At 61.5% G+C, this 18,454-nt stretch carries 15 protein-coding genes and 1 pseudogene; 7 read left to right on the top strand and 9 right to left on the bottom strand.

Annotated elements, in window-relative coordinates; translation table 11 throughout:
- Positions 1-18: 18 nt before the first annotated feature.
- Both SKA53_RS05420 and SKA53_RS05415 read right to left on the bottom strand, forming a co-directional pair.
- Positions 19-1,413, bottom strand: a complete 1,395-nt coding sequence (locus tag SKA53_RS05420; protein ID WP_007205072.1) for a protein adenylyltransferase SelO — start codon at positions 1,411-1,413, stop codon at positions 19-21.
- Positions 1,410-2,348: a nucleoside hydrolase gene (locus tag SKA53_RS05415; protein ID WP_007205071.1), complete on the bottom strand. Its 939-nt coding sequence runs from the start codon at positions 2,346-2,348 to the stop codon at positions 1,410-1,412. Before SKA53_RS05415 ends, SKA53_RS05420 begins: the two co-directional genes overlap by 4 nt.
- 143 nt (positions 2,349-2,491) lie before the next feature.
- Here SKA53_RS05415 and SKA53_RS05410 point away from each other — a divergent pair, with 143 nt between their 5' ends.
- Positions 2,492-2,722, top strand: coding sequence for a hypothetical protein (locus SKA53_RS05410; RefSeq protein ID WP_040483149.1), 231 nt, complete (start codon positions 2,492-2,494; stop codon positions 2,720-2,722).
- A 144-nt stretch (positions 2,723-2,866) separates the two neighbouring features.
- Here SKA53_RS05410 and ilvN read toward each other — a convergent pair whose 3' ends face one another.
- The 4 genes from ilvN to yghU form a co-directional block, all read right to left on the bottom strand.
- A complete protein-coding gene (gene ilvN / locus SKA53_RS05405; protein ID WP_007205069.1) occupies positions 2,867-3,430 on the bottom strand; it encodes an acetolactate synthase small subunit in 564 nt (187 codons plus the stop codon).
- 31 nt (positions 3,431-3,461) lie between these two features.
- On the bottom strand, positions 3,462-5,213 hold the full coding sequence (locus tag SKA53_RS05400; protein ID WP_007205068.1) for an acetolactate synthase 3 large subunit: 1,752 nt from the start codon (positions 5,211-5,213) through the stop codon (positions 3,462-3,464).
- A 240-nt stretch (positions 5,214-5,453) separates the two neighbouring features.
- Positions 5,454-6,371, bottom strand: a complete 918-nt coding sequence (locus tag SKA53_RS05395; protein ID WP_007205067.1) for a calcium/sodium antiporter — start codon at positions 6,369-6,371, stop codon at positions 5,454-5,456.
- Between the two features lie 101 nt (positions 6,372-6,472).
- Positions 6,473-7,315 carry a glutathione-dependent disulfide-bond oxidoreductase gene (gene yghU / locus SKA53_RS05390; protein ID WP_040483148.1) on the bottom strand — a complete coding sequence of 281 codons (843 nt, stop codon included), beginning with the start codon at positions 7,313-7,315 and terminating at the stop codon, positions 6,473-6,475.
- A gap of 241 nt (positions 7,316-7,556) precedes the next feature.
- On the opposite strand from yghU, the gene SKA53_RS05385 reads away from it, so the two are divergent.
- The 4 genes and pseudogenes from SKA53_RS05385 to SKA53_RS05370 all read left to right on the top strand — a co-directional run bounded on the left by SKA53_RS05385 (position 7,557) and on the right by SKA53_RS05370 (position 13,384).
- Entirely contained in the window at positions 7,557-8,639 is a 1,083-nt protein-coding gene (locus SKA53_RS05385; RefSeq protein WP_007205064.1) for a LysM peptidoglycan-binding domain-containing protein, read from the top strand.
- A gap of 248 nt (positions 8,640-8,887) precedes the next feature.
- Positions 8,888-9,970 (top strand): annotated as a pseudogene (locus tag SKA53_RS05380) (TRAP transporter substrate-binding protein).
- Positions 9,971-10,069: 99 nt separating this feature from the next.
- Positions 10,070-11,014: a TRAP transporter small permease subunit gene (locus tag SKA53_RS05375; protein WP_007205062.1), complete on the top strand. Its 945-nt coding sequence runs from the start codon at positions 10,070-10,072 to the stop codon at positions 11,012-11,014.
- A 15-nt stretch (positions 11,015-11,029) separates the two neighbouring features.
- The gene (locus SKA53_RS05370) at positions 11,030-13,384 is read left to right on the top strand and encodes a TRAP transporter large permease (RefSeq protein ID WP_007205061.1); all 2,355 of its coding nucleotides are present in this window, start codon (positions 11,030-11,032) and stop codon (positions 13,382-13,384) included.
- Positions 13,385-13,388: 4 nt separating this feature from the next.
- Here SKA53_RS05370 and SKA53_RS05365 read toward each other — a convergent pair whose 3' ends face one another.
- The 3 genes from SKA53_RS05365 to SKA53_RS05355 form a co-directional block, all read right to left on the bottom strand.
- A complete protein-coding gene (locus tag SKA53_RS05365; RefSeq protein ID WP_007205060.1) occupies positions 13,389-14,195 on the bottom strand; it encodes an arginyltransferase in 807 nt (268 codons plus the stop codon).
- A gap of 136 nt (positions 14,196-14,331) precedes the next feature.
- Positions 14,332-14,760, bottom strand: a complete 429-nt coding sequence (locus SKA53_RS05360) for a DUF2852 domain-containing protein (protein ID WP_007205059.1) — start codon at positions 14,758-14,760, stop codon at positions 14,332-14,334.
- 111 nt (positions 14,761-14,871) lie between these two features.
- Entirely contained in the window at positions 14,872-15,342 is a 471-nt protein-coding gene (locus tag SKA53_RS05355) for a YbaK/EbsC family protein (RefSeq protein WP_007205058.1), read from the bottom strand.
- 79 nt (positions 15,343-15,421) lie between these two features.
- Between SKA53_RS05355 and SKA53_RS05350 the strand changes: the two genes are divergently transcribed.
- Both SKA53_RS05350 and SKA53_RS05345 read left to right on the top strand, forming a co-directional pair.
- Entirely contained in the window at positions 15,422-18,181 is a 2,760-nt protein-coding gene (locus SKA53_RS05350) for a glutamine-synthetase adenylyltransferase (RefSeq protein WP_007205057.1), read from the top strand.
- Complete coding sequence (locus tag SKA53_RS05345) at positions 18,178-18,453, top strand: hypothetical protein (protein ID WP_007205056.1); 276 nt, start codon at positions 18,178-18,180, stop codon at positions 18,451-18,453. The genes SKA53_RS05350 and SKA53_RS05345 overlap by 4 nt, the downstream gene beginning before the upstream one ends.
- Position 18,454: the final 1 nt, after the last annotated feature.

The following is an 18,454-nucleotide window of genomic DNA, read 5'->3' as shown; positions in this document are numbered from 1 at the left end:
ATCCGGGGCCTCACCCTCTTAGGTCCCGCAAAACGTTCGCGTCACACGCTCATCGCGGCTGGGTGGCCGTGAAAACGCGGCATTGTCGGTGTAGGGCTGCGTCACCGCCGCCAGCAGCGCGTCAAATGGGGCAAAATCGCCTGAAACGCCCGCTGCAATCGCGGCCTCTACCTGATGATTGCGCGCGATGACGCGCGGATTGGCGCCTGCCATGATCTCTGCGGCTTGTGGCGACTGGCGCGCCCGCCAGCGTGTCGCCCAAACATCAAAGGCATCGTGGTCGATGAACTGGTCGCGCGCCTGACCATCCGACAACGCCGCAAAGGTCGCGGTGAAATCCGCGCCATCCTGCGCCATCAGGTTCAACAGGTCAGTGACAAGGGCCGCATCCTCTGGCGTGGGATCGGCAATTCCCAGCTTGGCCGCGAAAACCTGCAACCAGGCATGGGCATAGATCGGGGCAAAGCCCTGCACGGCAGCGGTGAAATCCTGCACCGCGCGGTCGCGGTCAGCCATCAGAGGGATCAGCGCCGTGGCAAATTGCGCCATGTTCCAGGCCCCGATCTGTGGCTGGTTGCCATAGGCATAGCGGCCCTGTTGATCGATGGCGCTGAACACCGCGCCATGTGCGAAATCATCGACAAAGGCGCAGGGGCCGTAATCAATCGTCTCGCCTGCGATGCTGACATTGTCGGTGTTCATCACCCCATGGATGAACCCCAGCCCCATCCAGCGCGCGATCAACCGCGCAGAGCGGGCGATCACGGCATCGAGCAAGGCTGCAGGCCCATCCGCCTGCGGGTAATGGCGCGCGATGACGTGATCGGTCAGGGCGCGCAGGGCGTCGACATCCTTGCGCGCGGCGAAAAACTGGAAGGTCCCGACGCGGATATGGCTCTGCGCCACGCGGGTGATGATGGCCCCTGGCAGGCGGGTTTCGCGGTACACATCCTCGCCCGTGGTGACAGCCGCCAGCGCACGGGTGGTCGGCACGCCAAGGGCGGCCATCGCCTCTGACACCAGATATTCGCGCATCACGGGACCCAGCCAGGCACGGCCATCTCCCGACCGCGAATAGGGGGTGGGACCGGCCCCTTTGAGCTGGATATCGCGGCGGATGCCGTCGCTGCCCACAACCTCGCCCAACAGGATCGCGCGGCCATCACCCAGTTGCGGGTTCCAATGGCCAAACTGGTGGCCGGCATAGACGGTGGCAATCGGGCTGGCCCCTGCCGGAATATGGTTGCCTGCGAATATCTGTGCGGCATCGGGCGCGTGCAGATCAATGCCCAGCACTGCGGCCAATGCGTCATTACGCGCGAATATCGCGGGCGCCGCCACAGGCGTCGGCAATTGCGGCGTGAACATCTGCGCGGGCAGGGCGGCATAGCTGTTGTCAAAGGCGATTTTCATAACCGCGCCAGTCTTTCTGCCAGCAGCGCATAAAACCCTTCGGCATCAATATCGCCGATGAACAGCGCGTTCTTGGGGCGGTCGGTGACGCCCCACCAATCGGCCACGGTCATGCCGAGGGTCAGCTCCGACCCTGTCTCGATTTCCACATTGATCAGCCGGCCGCTGAACAGGCTGGGGTCGATCAGATAGGCGACAGTGCAGGGGTCATGCAAAGGCGCGCCCTCTGATCCGTATTTCGCCATATCGAAACGTTCGAAAAAATCGGTCCAGGCGGCGACCATATCGCCGACGCGGGTGCCCATCGCGCGGAAGGCATCAATCCGCGCGCGCGTGGTCAGCGCCTTATGCGTGACATCCAGCGGCATGACGACCAGCGGCACACCGGCGGCAAAGACGATCTTGGCTGCTTCGGGATCGACATAGATGTTGAATTCCGCAGCCGGCGTGATGTTGCCCACCGCAAAATAGGCGCCACCCATCAGCACGATTTCGCGCACACGCGCGATGATATCAGGCGCGCGCTGGAACGCGGTGGCGATATTGGTCAAGGGGCCAACAGGGACCAAGGTCACCGTGCCGCTTGGTTCTTCGCGCAGCGTCTGGATGATGAAATCAACGGCATGCTGATCCTGCAACGGCATCGTGGGGTCTGCCATTTGCGGGCCGTCAAGGCCGGTCTTGCCATGCACATGTTCCGCCGTGACCAATGGGCGCGACAGCGGGCGGTCACAGCCGGCAAAAACCCGGACATCGGGCCGGCCCGCCAGTTCGCACACGATGCGCGCGTTCTTTTCGGTCAGCGGCAGCGGCACATTGCCCGCCACGGCGGTGATTCCCAGCAGGTCGATCTCGGGCGAGGCGAGGGCCAGCAGGATCGCCACGGCATCGTCCTGCCCGGGGTCTGTGTCGATAATGATCTTGCGCGGTGTCATGATGCAATCCTTGGTCAGCTGCGCACAGCTTGTCCGCTGCGCGCGGCGGGGGCAAGGGCGCGCGGCTAAGTGATCGGCAGGCACTGGTATTCGGCGTAGAAAATGCCCAGATAGAATGTATCAAACAGACTGTGGAGGCGACAATGTCCAGATACCTGCTGATCCCCGCTGCCCTGCTTTTGGCGCTGCCCGCCTTGGCGCAATCGACGGCGATCGATGTGAATGGCGACGGGCAGTACAGTTTCCCCGAAGTGCAGGCCGCGGCCCCCGAAGTGTCCGAAGACAATTTCGCTGCGCTCGATATCAATGGCGATGGCTTGCTTGATGCCGCAGAGATCGCCGCGGGCGAGGCGGCGGGCATCCTGCCGCGTTGATCCGTCACATCTCTGCGCGATGTTCGGTGCGCTCCGCGCGGGGAGTATTTTTGGAAATAAGAAGCCGCGAGAGGCGTTGATCCGCAGCTTCTTATTTCTATAAGTACTCCCGCCGGAGGCCTCCGGCGCGCGCAGCGCGGCGGATCAGACCGCGCCCCGCGACAAGGCGGCGACACCGGTGCGGGCCACCTCTTGCAGGCCCAAGGGGCGCATCAGATCGGCGAAAGCGTCGATTTTTTCGGGCGTGCCGGTGATTTCGAACACGAAGGATTCCAGCGTGCTGTCCACCACATTGGCGCGGAAGATATCGGCCAGCCGCAGGGCTTCGACGCGGTGTTCGCCTTTGCCTGCGACCTTGAACAACCCCAGTTCACGTTCCACGCTTGGCCCTTCGACGGTCAGGTCGTTGACCTTATGCACGTCGATGATGCGGCCCAGCTGCGCCTTGATCTGGATGATGATCTGCGGTGTGCCGGTGGTCACGATGGTGATGCGCGACCGGTGGCCCTGATGGTCGACTTCGGCGACGGTCAGGCTTTCGATGTTATAGCCGCGGCCAGCGAAGAGCCCGATGACGCGGGCCAACACACCCGGTTCGTTTTCCACCAGAACGGCCAGAGTGTGCCGTTCCACCGTGTCGGAATAGCTCGGCCGCAGGTCATAGGCGGAATGGCTGGTCGAGCCTTTTTTGATTTTCAGCGGTGACATGTTGGTGTCCTTATCCTTGAATTGATCTGGCTTACACCAGCACCGCGCCACCGGCCTGGATGGCATCCTTTGTCGAGGCATCGCCGAGCAGCATTTCATTATGTGGTTTGCCCGACGGGATCATCGGGAAGCAGTTTTCATGCTTTTCGACCAGACAATCGAACAGGACCGGCCCTTTATGGGTCAGCATTTCCATGATCGCATCATCCAGCGTGTCAGGATCGCTGCACAAAATGCCCTTGGCGCCGAATGCCTCGGCCAGTTTCACGAAATCGGGCAGGGATTCCGACCAGCTGGAGGAATAGCGTTCACCATGCAGCAATTCCTGCCATTGCCGCACCATGCCCAGCCGTTCGTTGTTGAGGATGAATTGCTTGACCGGCAAACGGTACTGCATCGCTGTGCCCAATTCTTGCATGTTCATCAGCCACGACGCCTCGCCTGCCACGTTGATGACCAGCGCGTCCGGATGGGCCATTTGCACGCCGATGGATGCGGGAAAACCGTAGCCCATGGTGCCAAGGCCACCCGATGTCATCCAGCGGTTGGGGTCCTCGAACCCCAGATATTGCGCGGCCCACATCTGGTGCTGGCCAACCTCGGTGCAGATATAGCGGTCGTGCTTTTTGGTCAGGGCTTCGAGCCGCTCTAACGCATATTGTGGTTTTATAATCTTGCCTTGCTGGGTGAACTTCAGGCAATCGACAGCGCGCCATTCCTTGATCTGGCCCCACCATTTGGCCAGACCTTCGGTGTTGGTCTTGCGCCCGCGGGCCTTCCAGACGTTCAGCAAATCTTCGAGCACATGGGCCACATCGCCCAGGATCGGGAAATCGGCATGCACCACCTTGTTGATCGAGGAGGCGTCGATGTCGATATGTGCCTTTTTCGAGCGTGGGCTAAAGGCGTCGATTCGCCCCGTGATCCGGTCATCAAAGCGCGCGCCGATATTGATCATCAGATCACAGTCGTGCATCGCCATATTGGCCTCATACAGGCCATGCATCCCCAGCATCCCCAACCAATTGTCGCCCGAGGCCGGATAGGCCCCCAGACCCATCAGGGTCGAGGTGATCGGAAAACCGGTCGCCGCCACCAGTTCGCGCAGCAATTGCGACGCGGCAGTGCCGGAATTGATCACGCCGCCGCCGGTATAGAACACGGGCCGTTTGGCGGTTTCCATCGCCTTGGCCAATTCGGTGATCATCGCCAGATCGCCTTTGACCTGGGGATTGTAATGGGTTTCGACCTGGCGTGCCTCGGTGTAGGTGCCAGTGGCGAATTGCACATCCTTGGGAATGTCGATCAGCACCGGGCCGGGGCGGCCGGACAGGGCGACGTGAAACGCCTCGTGCAGGGTGGCTGACAGTTTCTCGGTATCCTTGACCAGCCAGTTATGCTTGGTGCAGGGCCGCGTGATGCCGACTGTATCGGCCTCTTGGAACGCATCTGACCCGATCATGAAGGTCGGCACCTGGCCGGTCAGCACGATGATCGGGATGCTATCCATCAGCGCATCGGTCAGGCCGGTCACAGCATTGGTTGCACCGGGGCCGGATGTCACCAGCGCCACACCCGGCTTGCCGGTTGAGCGCGCATAGCCTTCGGCGGCATGGACGGCGGCCTGCTCGTGGCGCACCAGCACATGCTTGATCTTTTCCTGCTGGAACAATTCGTCATAGATCGGCAGGACGGCCCCGCCGGGATACCCAAACACGACATCCACGCCCTGATCAATCAGGGCCTGTACGACCATTTTTGCGCCGGTCATGGTTTTGCTCATTGCTCTGGTGTCCTATCCGTTTCGTTGCATCCGGCATAAAAAAACCCCCGATTTTGTCGGGGGCGCATGGGGTCATTATGGAAAATCCGTTACCGGCCCATGCGCATGTGATCCACGATTAGTACGACGACAATCATCATATTTCCTTTTGCTGTGGCAGGTTCTAGAGCGACTTCGCAGGGCGGTCAACCGCCCCGCTGGAGAAAATGTCGCAAAAAGGTGTTTTGTCGCAACTTTCTTTCAGAGACCGGCCGTCAGGGCGATATAGGCGACATAGGCCACCAGCATCCCGCCCCCGACCAGCCGGTTCATCCGGCCGACGAAATAGACCAGCGCCAGCAACAACAGCGTGATCCCGATCACGACAGGCGTGTCCACGTTCAAGAACCGCGCATCGACCGGAATAGGTGTCACCACCGCTGTGATCCCCAGAATGGCGAGAATGTTGAAAATGTTGGACCCCACGATATTGCCCAGCGCGATATCGCGTTCGCCGCGGATCGCGGCCATCACCGTGGTGGCAAGTTCCGGCAGCGATGTGCCGATGGCCACGATGCTGAGCCCGATCATCGCCTCTGACACGCCGAACTGGCGGGCGATGATGCTGGCGCTTTGCACCAGATAATGCGCGCCGACCATGACCGTGACCAGACCCAGTATGGTCAGCCCGCCACCGATCCACAGGCTGGTGGGGGCGTCGATGTCGTCTACCTCGCCCCGCGATCCTTTCAGGCTGATGAACAGATAAACCGCCAGTGCGCCGATCAACACCAGCCCTTCGACATGGCTCACCTCGCCCGACCAGAAGGCATAGGGCAGGAACAAGACCGCGCCTGTCATCCAAAGCAGATCTTTGCGGACATCTGCAAAGGTCAAAACCAGCGGCCCGATGAGCGCCGCCGTTCCCAGCACCAGCAGGATATTGGCAATATTGGACCCGATGACATTGCCGATGGCGATGCCCGGCTGCCCGCCCAGCGCCGCTTGCAATGACACCAGCAATTCAGGTGTCGATGTGCCAAAGCCCACGACAACTGCGCCGACGATTATCGGTGCCACGCCAAAGCGCAGCGCCAGACCGCTTGCGCCTTTGACCAGCCAGTCTCCACCCAGAAACAGGCCAAGCAAGCCGCCGATCAGAATAAGATAAGTTAACATGCGGACTCCACCTTTGTCGGGCGGACATGGGGCCATTGCCCGTCAGGCGCAAGGGCGGGGGCGAAATTCACCCCCGCTATCGCCGGACCGCAACAGTCTGTTTATGTGTCGAAATCGCTGGCCGCGTGCCGTTCGGGCAGCTGTTCATGCGGCTCGCCCCATGTGCGGTTGACCTTTTGCCCGCGGATATAGGCAGGCCGTGCCAGAACCGCATCAGCCCAACGGTTCACGTTTTTATAAGATGCCGTATCAAGGAAGGTCGCGGCATCGCCATAAGCCCCGCCTTTGACCAGCCGCCCGTACCACGGCGCAATCGCCATATCCGCAATCGTATAGCTGTCACCCGCGATATAGGCGTGATCGGCCAATTGCCGGTCCAGCACATCCAGCTGGCGCTTGGTTTCCATCGCGAAACGGTTGATCGGATATTCGAATTTTTCCGGCGCATAGGCGTAGAAATGCCCGAACCCGCCGCCCAGATAGGGCGCAGAGCCTTGCAGCCAGAACAGCCAGTTGAGCGTCTCGGTCCGGCCTGCGATGTCCGTAGGCAGGAACGCCCCGAATTTTTCCGCCAGATACAGCAGGATCGCGCCGCTTTCGAACACGCGCAGGCCGGTGTCACTATCGAACAAGGCGGGGATCTTGGAATTGGGGTTCACGCCCACAAAACCGCTGCTGAACTGGTCGCCTTTGTTGATGTCGATCAGCCAGGCGTCATATTCCGCGCCCTTGTGACCTGCGGCCAGCAATTCTTCGAGCATGACAGTGACCTTGACGCCATTGGGTGTCGCCAGCGAATAAAGTTGCAGCGGATGCTCGCCCTGCGGGCGGTCCTTGTCATGGGTCGCGCCTGCGATGGGCCGGTTGATGCTGGCGAATTTGCCACCGCTTTCGGCGTCCCATGTCCAGACTTTGGGGGGGGTATAGGGTTTGTGGTCGGTCATCATGTCATCCTTTTCGCGTTCCTGCGACGTTAGACCAGCCTTGGCCCCCTGAAAACAACCCTGAACGCGCCACGAATGCGTGAGGCGCTGAAATGACCCGCGCCAATGGATCGGTCGCATTCGACAACAAAGCAGCGGTCTGGGCGGTCCAGATCGGTCTTTTCGCAGATTTGGTCAACATTTCGCCTTTTTCTGCGGGATAGTCGAGGGACAGGAAACCGACCATAGAAAGGCAAACCCCATGGTGACCACGACGGGTATGGCATTCAAGACCGCTTCGGCTTTGGCCATGGCGCTAGCGATATCGGCCGGTCTGGTGCTGGGCGGTAGTCACGCAGCTCAGGCGCAGGACTTATGCAGCCGGTACACGATCGTCCGAGGCGATACGCTGAGCAAGATCGCCAAAGCGACGGGGGTTCAAGGCGGTTTTCAGGTGTTGTTCAACGCCAATGCGCATGTTCTGCGGTCACCCAATCTGGTTGAAACCGGGCAGGTGATCACGATCCCTTGCGCGGACGGGTCATTGCCATCTGCGGCGCCCGCGGCCAACCAAGCCGCAGCGCTCGTACCGGTGACAGCCGACCGCCCGCTGCGCATCGTGACAGCAAGCGGCTATGCGCCATTCACCGACAAGGACTTGCCCGGCGGCGGGCTGTTCACCCAATTGGTGCTGCGCGCGCTCGAGCTGGGCAATCCCGCACAAGAGGTCAATTTCTTCTTCGTGAACGATTGGAACGCGCAGCTGGACAGCCTGCTGCCGTCGGGCGCTGTCGATATGGCCTTTCCGTGGTTCAAGCCCGATTGCGACCGCGTTGAAATCCTGTCGCCGCCCAATGCGTATCGCTGCACCGATTTCAACCATTCCGACCCGTTCTATGACGCGCTGGTCGGGTATTACACGCTGGCGGGCAGCCCCTATGACGGCGCGACAGACCATGCCGATCTGCTGGGCGCGCGAATCTGTCGGCCCGATGCATGGTTCACCTTTGACATGGAAGCCGAAGGCCTGACAGAACCAGAGATCACGATGACGCGGGTCAGTCAGCTGGAGTGCTGGCGCCTGCTCGAAGCGGGCGCTGTCGATGTCGTCACCTATGATGCGCTGCCTGCCGAAGATGACATGCGCAGCCTGGCGATTTCCGAAAGGGTCGTGTCGCTGGATGCGCTGACCACGACCGCGACGCTGCATGTCTTTGTGGCCAAGACCAACCCCGAGGCCAATGCCGCCCTGCCTGCGATGAACGCGGGGCTGGAACAATTGCGCCTGACGGGGGAATGGTTCTCGATCGTGCGTGCGGGTATTCAGGCCAGCTTGGAAAACTGATCCTTCTCTCCCGGGGGACAGTCAGGTCGCCCCCGTCAAAAGGGGCGGCCGCCTTTGGTCTGGTGGCGTGCAAAGTTCAGCGTTCAAAGCCTGCAGTGACTGCGGTTGGCTTTTAAAGCCCGAGAAGATTTAGCCGGTTGTTTTGTATTTCTTTTGTATTTCGAATGTGGTTAAAAAAGGTTTACGACAACCTTGAGCAGATCGTGCATGTTGCATGACCCCGCCAAAACCTTCTGGGAGGAGATTTTATGGACCGTCGGTCTTTCTTGAAGAATTCAGCGATTGGCGGCTCTGCCGCTGCAGCGACAGCGCTGGCCGCGCCTGCCTAGGCGCAGGGCAACCGTACCCTGACGCTGGTGACGACCTGGGGTCGTGGCCTTGCCGGTGTGCATGACAGCGCGCAATATTGCGCCGATATGATCACCGCAATGACCGACGGGCAGGTCACCGTCGATCTCAAGGCCGCGGGCGAATTGGTCGGCGCGTTCGAAGTGTTCGACGCCGTCGCCGCTGGTCAGGCCGATATGTATCACGGCGTGGATTACTATTTCCTTGGCCAGCACCCTGCGTTTTCGTTCTTTTCGCAGATCCCGTTCGGCATGACCTTTATGGAATATTCCAATTGGATCAACCACGACGGTGGCGATGTGCTGGCTGACGAATTGTATTCGATCTTTGGGCTCAAGGCATTTTCGGCAGGCAACACCGGCCCGCAATCGGGTGGCTGGTTTGCCAAGGAAATGAACGGCCCCGAAGATTTCCAGGGTCTGCGTTTCCGCATGCCGGGGCAGGGTGGTCAGGTGATGGGCAAGCTGGGCGCATCGGTCCAGAACCTGCCGGGCGCTGAAGTGTATCAGGCGCTGGCCTCTGGGGCGATTGACGGGACCGAATGGATCGGGCCTTGGGCTGATGAAACCGCCGGTTTCCAGGAAATCACCAAATTCTATTACACCGCCGGTTTCCACGAGCCGGGGCCGAACCTGAACCTGGTGTTGAACCTTGATGTCTACGAAAGCCTGACGCCGGCGCAGCAATCGATCGTGCAAAACGCCAGCCGCGCCAGCAGCATCTGGACGATGTCGCTGTTCATGGCCCGTAACGCCGCTGCATTGTCGCGTTTGCAGGCCGGTGGCGTGCAAGTGCTCGAATTTGCGGACCCGATCTGGGATGCGTTCAGCGCCGCCGCCGACGAAGTCGTCGCCGAAGCGTTGGGTGATCCGATCTATGCGAAATGCCACGAAAGCTATTTCGCCTCGATGCGCAGCTCGGCGCAATGGTCCAGCATTTCCGAAGGTGCTTATCTGGCACAGCGCAACCGCCTGAAGGCCTAGGCGCAAGGCCGGCATCGCCGGTATGCAACGCCAAAAGAAGGCCCGCGCGGGTGCTGCGGGCCTTCTTTGCATCGGTGCAAGAATAAACGGGGATAGATCATGGGACTGGTGGAGGCATGGGGCGGCAACGCCTTTGGCTGGATCGCGGCGCAGCTGATCGCAGCCTTTTACAACATCGGTTTCGCGCTGCTGAACCCCGGCCTGTGGCTGTCTTGGGTGCCGCAGATCAATGGCCCGATGGACCCCGCCGCCAAACAGGCGCTGGCGCGGTTCATCTATTACGGGGCCTCGGTTGAATTGTTCTTTGCGGTGCTGGTGATCTTTGCGGTCGTCACCATCGCAGGGCTGATTTTTAATGCCTTCATGTGGCGCTGCGTGCGCGTGCTGGAAGGCTTTGCCAACAGCGTCGGGCGGGCCGCGGCATGGGCAGGGCTGTTGATGGTGCTGCAACAGATCGTCATCATCTTTCTGCAAGGCATTTTCGCGGTCTCTGACATCAGCATCGGGTTGGGCGTGACCTTTGAACGCCCCGTCAGCTGGTGGTCGGACGAGCTGAAGCTTTATAACGCCATCGTCATTACCCTGTGCGCGACCTATACCTTTGTGCAGGGCGGGCATGTGCGGGTCGATCTGCTCTATGCGCCGATGAGTTTTCGCGCCAAACGCTGTGTCGACATGTTCGGCGCGCTGTTTTTCATGGTGCCATCCGCCATCGTGATCTGGATCTATGGCTGGTTTTTCATGTGGCGGCATCTGGTGCTGCCCAACGCATCGGCGTCTGACACGCTCGATCGGTTGATGACGCGGTCGCAGGCATTCCAGTGGAATATCGAAACGATCAGCACATCGGCAAACGGTTTTGACGCCTATTTCCTGTTCAAGATCCTGCTGCTGGTCTTCACCTTCATGGTGCTGTTGCAGGCGGTCGCGGTGTTTTACCGGTCGTTGCTGGAACGCAAAGAAGGCGAGGCCAGCGAGGCCAAATACCTTGATAAAGACAAGACCGGCGACGAGATCGCCGATCTTTCAGCCAAGATACATTAACAAGGCGGACGTATCATGCTTTTCGGCTTAGACGGCATCGAGATCGGCATCATCATCCTGTTCCTGACGCTGTTTGCGGGGATCCTGTCGGGATTTCCCGTGGCCTTTGCGATCAGCGGGGCGGCGGTGATGTCTTTTGCGATCATTGCTGCGCTGGATTCGTCCGGTCTGCTGGTCCATGCTGGTGTCGATATGCGCTCTGACGCCTATCGCGCCCTGATCGCCGAGGGCGTGCGCCCGGATACGATTTCGGTGTTCCGCTATCCTGATCTGCCCCGGTTTGAGGCGCCATTGTTCCCGCAGGGCTGGGAAACGGCGCTGGACCGCAACATCGGGTTCATGGTCAACCGGATCAATGAAAAGGTGCTGGCGGGCAATTCCATCGAGATTTTGCTGGCGGTGCTGATGTTCGTGATGATGGGCATCGTGCTGGAACGCTCGCGCATCGCGGATGAATTGCTGACCACGATGGCGCGGGTGTTCGGCCCGTTGCCGGGGGGGCTTGCCGTGTCGATCGTGATCGTTGGTGCGTTTCTGGCGGCCTCGACAGGGATCGTGGGCGCCACTGTCGTGACGATGGGCCTGCTGGCGCTGCCGACGATGTTGAAAAACGGCTATTCGCCGCAATTAGCCACGGGGGTGATCGCGGCGTCCGGCACCTTGGGGCAGATCATTCCACCCTCCATCGTGATCGTGCTGTTGGGCACCTTGGCAGGCGATCTATACGCCACGGCACAAGAACAGCGCGCGCAATTGGCGGGGTGCAATGACGCGCTGACCTATCTGGGCAAGCCTGCGGTGGTGTCGGTGGGCGCGTTGTTTCAGGCGGCCTTGCTGCCCGGGATCATGCTGGCGGTGCTTTACGCGCTTTATGCCTTTGTCTTTGCCCTGCTGAACCCGACCAAGGCCCCCGCCGTGCAATTCAGCGCAGGTACCGGCACCAAGACCGGCAGCCGCAACGATAAACTGACATGGTTTCTGGCGGTGCCTGTGGGGATCATCGGGCTGGTGATCGGGCTGAACGGGGCAGGCGTTGTGGGTAGCCAGTCGGTGCTGGTGGGCAGTTTCACCGATGCAGGCCAATCCGCATCATTGCGCACCCGCGTCAGCCCCGCCTGCGCCGACAGCATGATCGCCCTGCATGGCCAAGCGGCATGGGACAGCGCCCTTGCCGAACAGGCGCAGATCGACGCCGCCGGTGGCGTGACACAGGCACGACAACTTTCGCCAGAGGAACGCGCCGAGAGGGTCGCGCAGCGCGCCGTTGACGCGCCGCCCATCGGGACCGGCATTGCCGTTGCCGCCGTGATCATGGGGCTGATGTTGGCCGTGGCGCGCGGCGTGGCGCCGCTGGCCGACCACCGGCCCTTGCTGATCGGGGCAGGGGGGATCGGGCTGTTACTGCTGGTCGATGTGCTGCTTGTTTCGCCGCTGACGACGCCGGGGGGGACGGTTTTGCTGATCGCGCTACCGCTGCTGGTGGCCTATCGGGGGCTGCGGGTCGCCTTTGGTTATATGGGGCAGAACGATATTCTGCGGGTGATCTTTCCGCCGCTGGTGCTGATCGTGGCGGTGCTGGGGTCGATCATCGGGGGCATCACCAACCCGACACCAGCCGCAGCCTTGGGTGCGGGCGGGGCGATCCTGCTGGCGGCGTATCGCAAGCGCAAGGATCAGGGCCTGTCACCGCGCATCGTGCTGCTGACGGCGGGGGCGATCATCGTGATGCTGCTGGTGGGGTATAATTTCGACATGCGCATGGGCCGCGAGGTGGTGCCGCTGGAAGACAGGATCGCCTTTCTGGTGGCATTCGGCGCGTTCCTTTACGCGATGTTCGGGCTTTTGTGGGCCTGTTGGGTGCTGCTGGCGGGCGGCGTTCTGGCACCTGTCGTGCGCGAAACCGCCAAGGTGACGGCGATGGTCTTTGCCATCCTGATCGGGTCGCAATTGTTGAACCTTGTGCTGATCTCTTTCGGGGGGGAACATTATATCCAGCAATTCCTGCGGTCGTTCGACAATGAATGGCAGGTGTTCTTGCTGGTCATGCTCGTGCTGTTCATCCTTGGGTTCGTGCTGGATTTTCTGGAGATCATCTACATCGTGATCCCCATTGTCGGGCCGGTGATCTATGGCGGCACGTTTGATCCCAAATGGGTGACGATCATGATCGCGGTGAACCTGCAAACCTCGTTCCTGACGCCGCCATTCGGGTTTGCGCTGTTCTATCTGCGCGGTGTGGCGCCCAAGTCCATCACCACGGGCCAGATCTATCGCGGGGTGCTGCCGTTCATCGGCATCCAGATCGGCGCGCTGCTGATCCTTGCGTTTTTCCCTTGGGTGGTGACGATCCTGCCCAACCTGCTGGGCTGATGGGCTAGCTGCGCCCGTCGGGCAGGTTGATCTTGGCGACCTGTTCGGCGATGGGTTCGGAGGACAAAGGATGCAGGGCTGTGTCGAAACTGTCGGGCGCGGTCAGCGGTGACCATGTGCCGCCGCGAAACACCTCCAGCCCTGCGAATTTCGCCTTATAGCCCATCTTGGGGCTGCCCGGCACCCAATAGCCCAGATAGACATAAGGCAGGTCCATTTCCTGCGCGATCTTGACATGGTCAAGGATGACATGGGTGCCAAGCGACAAGCGTTCGAGCGCGGGATCAAAGAAGGAATAGACCAGCGACAGCCCGTCATCGAGAATATCTGTCAGACAGACCGCCTGCAAAACCCCCGCATCGGTATATTCGATCACGCGCGACCGGATCGGCGTTTCCTCGATCATGGCGGCAAATTCGAACATATCCATATCTGCCATCCCGCCCGTGGCATGGCGGCTGTCGAGATAGGCGCGGAACAGGTCATATTGTTCCTCGGTCGCCCAGGGCGATGTCGCGCGGCGGTGCAGGTGATGCGCGCGCGCCAGAACACGGCGCTGGCTGCGCGAAGGCGTGAACGCGGCCACATTGATCCGTGCCGACATACAGGCCGAACATTCCGCGCAGGACGGCCGGTAGAGCACGTTTTGCGACCGCCGGAACCCCTGTTTTGACAGCGAATCGTTGAGTTTCGGCGCGTTGTCGCCTTGCAGGGCTGTGAACAGCTTTCGTTCCATCCGGCCCGCAAGATAGGGGCAAGGCTGCGGCGCTGTCACATAGAACTGCGGGGCGATTGGAAGGGTGTGGCGCATGAATGAACCCGTATGGTTTCACGAAGCTTAACAACCCTGCGCCCGCGCGCCAAGCCCTGTGTCACACGCTGCGTTAATGCGCGCCTCTTACCAAAACGACCCGCCGTGGCGGGCCGTTCGGGGGAATTGGCCTGTGTCAGACCTGTGGCGCGTCGGGTGCCATGGCAGATTTTGCTGCGGCCTTGCGTTCGCGTTCATCCATGAAGGCGTCGAATTCGGCCTTGTCCTTGGCATCGCGCAACCGCTTGAGAAAAGCCTCGAACTTGTGCTGCTCGTCTTCCAGACGGCGGATGGTTTCATTGCGGTAGGCGTCAAAAGCTGCGTTGCCGCTGGATTTGGTCATGGTGATGGACGACTTGCCAGTCTTGCGGCAGGACCCCGCAAAAAGGCCCTTGCCCCAGATCATATAGGCCAAAAGCGCCAGACCCACGGGCCAAAACACAATAAAGCCCAGCACCATCGCGGCGATCCAGGCGCCTTTGCCGCGCGCATCAAGCCAAGCCTCGGTCCGGGCAAGAAAACCGGGGCTGGTGTCGTAAGTCTGGGCTGTGTTCGTGGTCATCATGCTCTCCTTCAAGGCAGCAGGGTGGATGTGAATGTGTTTCACATCACAGATATCGGAAAGCCGCCCATATTTTGCAAGAGGTGATGTAAAGGTTTTTTACATCATGACAAATCAGGCAATGAAATCAGCAATCTGCGCGCCGGAAATCTGCAACAATTGCTGCGGCGCTATGGGGAATATATGCCGTGGCGTGCCTGCAGCCGCCCAGATTTGCGCGAAATCCAGCAGGCGCGCATCGAAAAAGGCGCGCACCGGCGTCAAATGCCCGATGGGGGCAACACCGCCGATGGCAAAACCGGTCTGCGCGCGGATCAAACCGGCATCGGCCTTGGCCAAAGGCTCGCCCGCGGCCACGCTTGCCTTGCTGCTATCCACCTGATTGCCGCCCGCGGTGATGAACAAGATCGCGCGCCCGCTGGTCTGGCCTGCGAAAATCACCGATTTGGCGATCTGGTCCAGCGCGCAGTTTGCGGCATCGGCGGCCTGTTGTGCTGTGCGGGTCTGCTCGTCCATTTCCAGCGGGGTGATCTGGACCCCGTGATCTTGCAGTGCGCGGATGACGCGGGTCAGGCTTTTGCTCATCTGTCATGCTCCTGTTTGGGGCAGCTTAGCGGGGTGTTGGCGATTGACCAGCCCCCCGATTGCACCCAATGTGCAGCGCATGAGCATTGCCCGCCGCATCACCCGTTGCCCTCGTCCGTATGACGCCGCGCTTGGTGCGGATATGCTGACGCAACTGCCCGCCTTTGCGCCCGAAATCAGTGCCTTGCTGGCCGGGACTGCCGGATGCAGCCCCTATCTGGCAGGGTTGATGCGGCAAGAAAAAGACTGGCTGCCTGCCGCGCTCGATGATCCCGAAGCGGCGGTGGACGGTTTGCTGGTCCAGCTTGACTCCGTCACGCTGGACGCGCTGCCAATCCATCTGCGGCAGATGAAACGGCGCATCGCGCTGGTTGCGGCACTGGCCGATCTGGGCGGTGTATGGCCTTTGGAAACCGTGACCGGCACGCTGACCCGCTTTGCCGATGCGGCGGTTGCGGCCTGTGTCACGCGGCTGGTCGCGGCCGAGGTTGCGCGCGGAAAACTCCCCCTCGGCGCGCCGCAGGACGCCGCAGGCATGGTCGTGCTGGCGATGGGCAAGATGGGCGCGCATGAGCTGAATTATTCCTCTGACATCGACCTGATCTGTTTGTTCGACGACAGCCGTTTCGCCCCCGAGGATGTGTTCGAGGCGCGCACCGCCTTTATCCGCGTGACCCGCCGGATGACGGCGATCCTGTCCGAGGTCAAAGACGGCGGTTATGTGTTCCGCACCGATCTACGGCTGCGCCCCGATGCTTCGGTGATGCCGGTCTGTCTGTCGATGGAAGCGGCAGAACGCTATTACGAAAGCGTGGGTCGGACATGGGAACGCGCGGCCTATATCAAGGCGCGGGTCTGTGCGGGGGATCAGGCGGCTGGCGCGCGGTTCCTGCAAACCCTGCGCCCCTTTGTCTGGCGCAAGCATCTGGATTTCGCGGCCATTCAGGACGCCCATGACATGCGGCTGAAAATCCGCGATCACAAGGGGCTGGGCGGGCCGGTCGCGCTGGCAGGGCATGACATGAAACTGGGGCGCGGCGGTATCCGCGAGATTGAATTTTTCACCCAGACCCGCCAGTTGATTGCAGGCGGGCGCGATCCGGCGCTGCGCCTGCGTGGCACCGGCGAAGGGCTTCATGCGCTTGCGGGGGCGGGCTGGATCGGGGCGGATGTGGCTGACACATTGCTCGATCACTACCGCCACCACCGCGAGGTGGAACACCGCGTGCAGATGTTCGCCGATGCGCAGACCCATCATCTGCCGCAGGATGCGGCGGGGTTCGACAGGCTCGCGGCCTTCATGGGGCGCGATGTCGCGGAATTGCGCCACGACCTGACCCGCCGCCTTGCCGATGTGCATGTGCTGACCGAAGGGTTCTTTGCCCCCGATGCCAAACCCAAACCGCAGATCACCTGGGGGCAGGAGGTTGTGGCGCGCTGGCAAGGCTATCCCGCGCTGCGATCTCCGCGCGCGACCGAGATTTTCGACCGGCTGATCCCGCAGATCATGGCCAGCCTGCAAGAGGCCGCGCGCCCGGACGAAGCACTGGCGCAATTTGACGGTTTTCTGGCGGGGCTGCCTGCCGGAGTGCAATTGTTTTCGCTGTTCGAGGCCAATCCGCAACTGACCCGGCTGATCGTCGATATCGCGGCAACGGCGCCGGCGCTGGCGCAATATCTGTCGCGCAATGCGGCCGTGCTGGATGCGGTGATCGGCGGCGCGTTCTTTGACCCATGGCCCGGCATGGCCGCGCTGCGCGATCAATTGGGCGCGGTGCTGGCGACCCATCCCGATTACGAAAGCCAGCTGATCGCGGCACGGACCTGGGCGCGCGAATGGCATTTCCGCATCGGGGTGCATCATCTGCGCGGGCTGATCGACGCTGTCGGCAGCGGCGCACAATATGCCGATCTGGCCGAGGCGGTGATTGCCGCGCTCTGGCCGGTGATCGTGGCGGAATTCGCGCGCAAACACGGCCCCCCGCCCGGGCGGGGCGTGGCGGTTGTGGCGATGGGATCGCTTGGCGCGGCGCGGCTGAACGCGGGGTCCGATCTTGACCTGATCGTGATCTATGACCCTGCGGGGGTTGAAACTTCTGACGGGCCGCGCCCTTTGGCAACGCGGGCCTATTTCGCGCGGCTGACGCAGGCCTTGATCACCGCGCTGGCCGTGCCGATGGCGGCGGGGCGGCTTTACGAGGTGGATATGCGGCTGCGCCCGTCGGGGCGGCAGGGGCCGGTGGCCACATCCTTGGATGCTTTCGTCGATTACCAGAACACCGATGCCTGGACCTGGGAACATCTGGCGCTGACACGCGCGCGCCCGATCACGGGTGATGCCAATCTTTGCGCCGCGATCGAGGCGTTTCGCCGCGATCTGTTGGTGCGCAAAGGGCAGGGGGCGCCGGTTGTCGCCGATGTGGCCGAAATGCGCATGCGGCTGGCGCAGGCCAAGGGGCCGGGCGAGGCTTGGGATGCCAAGACCGGGCCGGGCCGGTTGCAGGATATCGAATTATGCGCGCAGACAGCGGCGCTGATCGCGGGCAGTCCTGCGCGTGATGTGGATGCGCAATTGCACGCCGGGGTCGCCGCGGGCTGGCTGGATGCGGCGGATGCGCAGGCCCTGTGTGATGCCGCCCGGCTGTTGTGGAAATTGCAGGCGGCGGTCAAGCTCTTGACAGGGGGCGGGCTTGACCCGAATGATCTGGGCGAAGGGGCGCGCCGGATGATCCTGCGTGAAACTGACACCCAAGGGTTGGACGCGCTGCTGGCGCAGATGACCCGTTTGCACAAGGCCGCAGATGTCATCATCAGCCGCCGTCTGAAAGGAACCGGATGAAGGGTGATCTGCATGACACCAAGGCCCTGATCCGCGAAGCGTTTTGCATTGATGGCATTACCGAGGCCGAGTGTCGGTCAATTTTTCTGGATTGGGTGCTGGGCCTGCCGGACGGGCAAGACATCGGTGTCGCGGTGCGCGCGGTGCTGACGCGGCATGCGGATGCGCCAGCCGGCCACCCGATGACGCGCACTTTGCAGCAGGCTGTGCCAATGGCCGCCCCGCCGCGGCGGCGTGGCGGGCGCGATGCACGGTTGCGCGCCGATAGCTAGG

Source organism: Yoonia vestfoldensis SKA53 (genome assembly GCF_000152785.1).
In the GTDB taxonomy this organism is placed as follows: Bacteria; Pseudomonadota; Alphaproteobacteria; order Rhodobacterales; family Rhodobacteraceae; genus Yoonia; species Yoonia vestfoldensis_A.
Note: the sequence above shows the minus strand (reverse complement) of the source record. Positions and strands in the feature narration are given on the sequence as shown.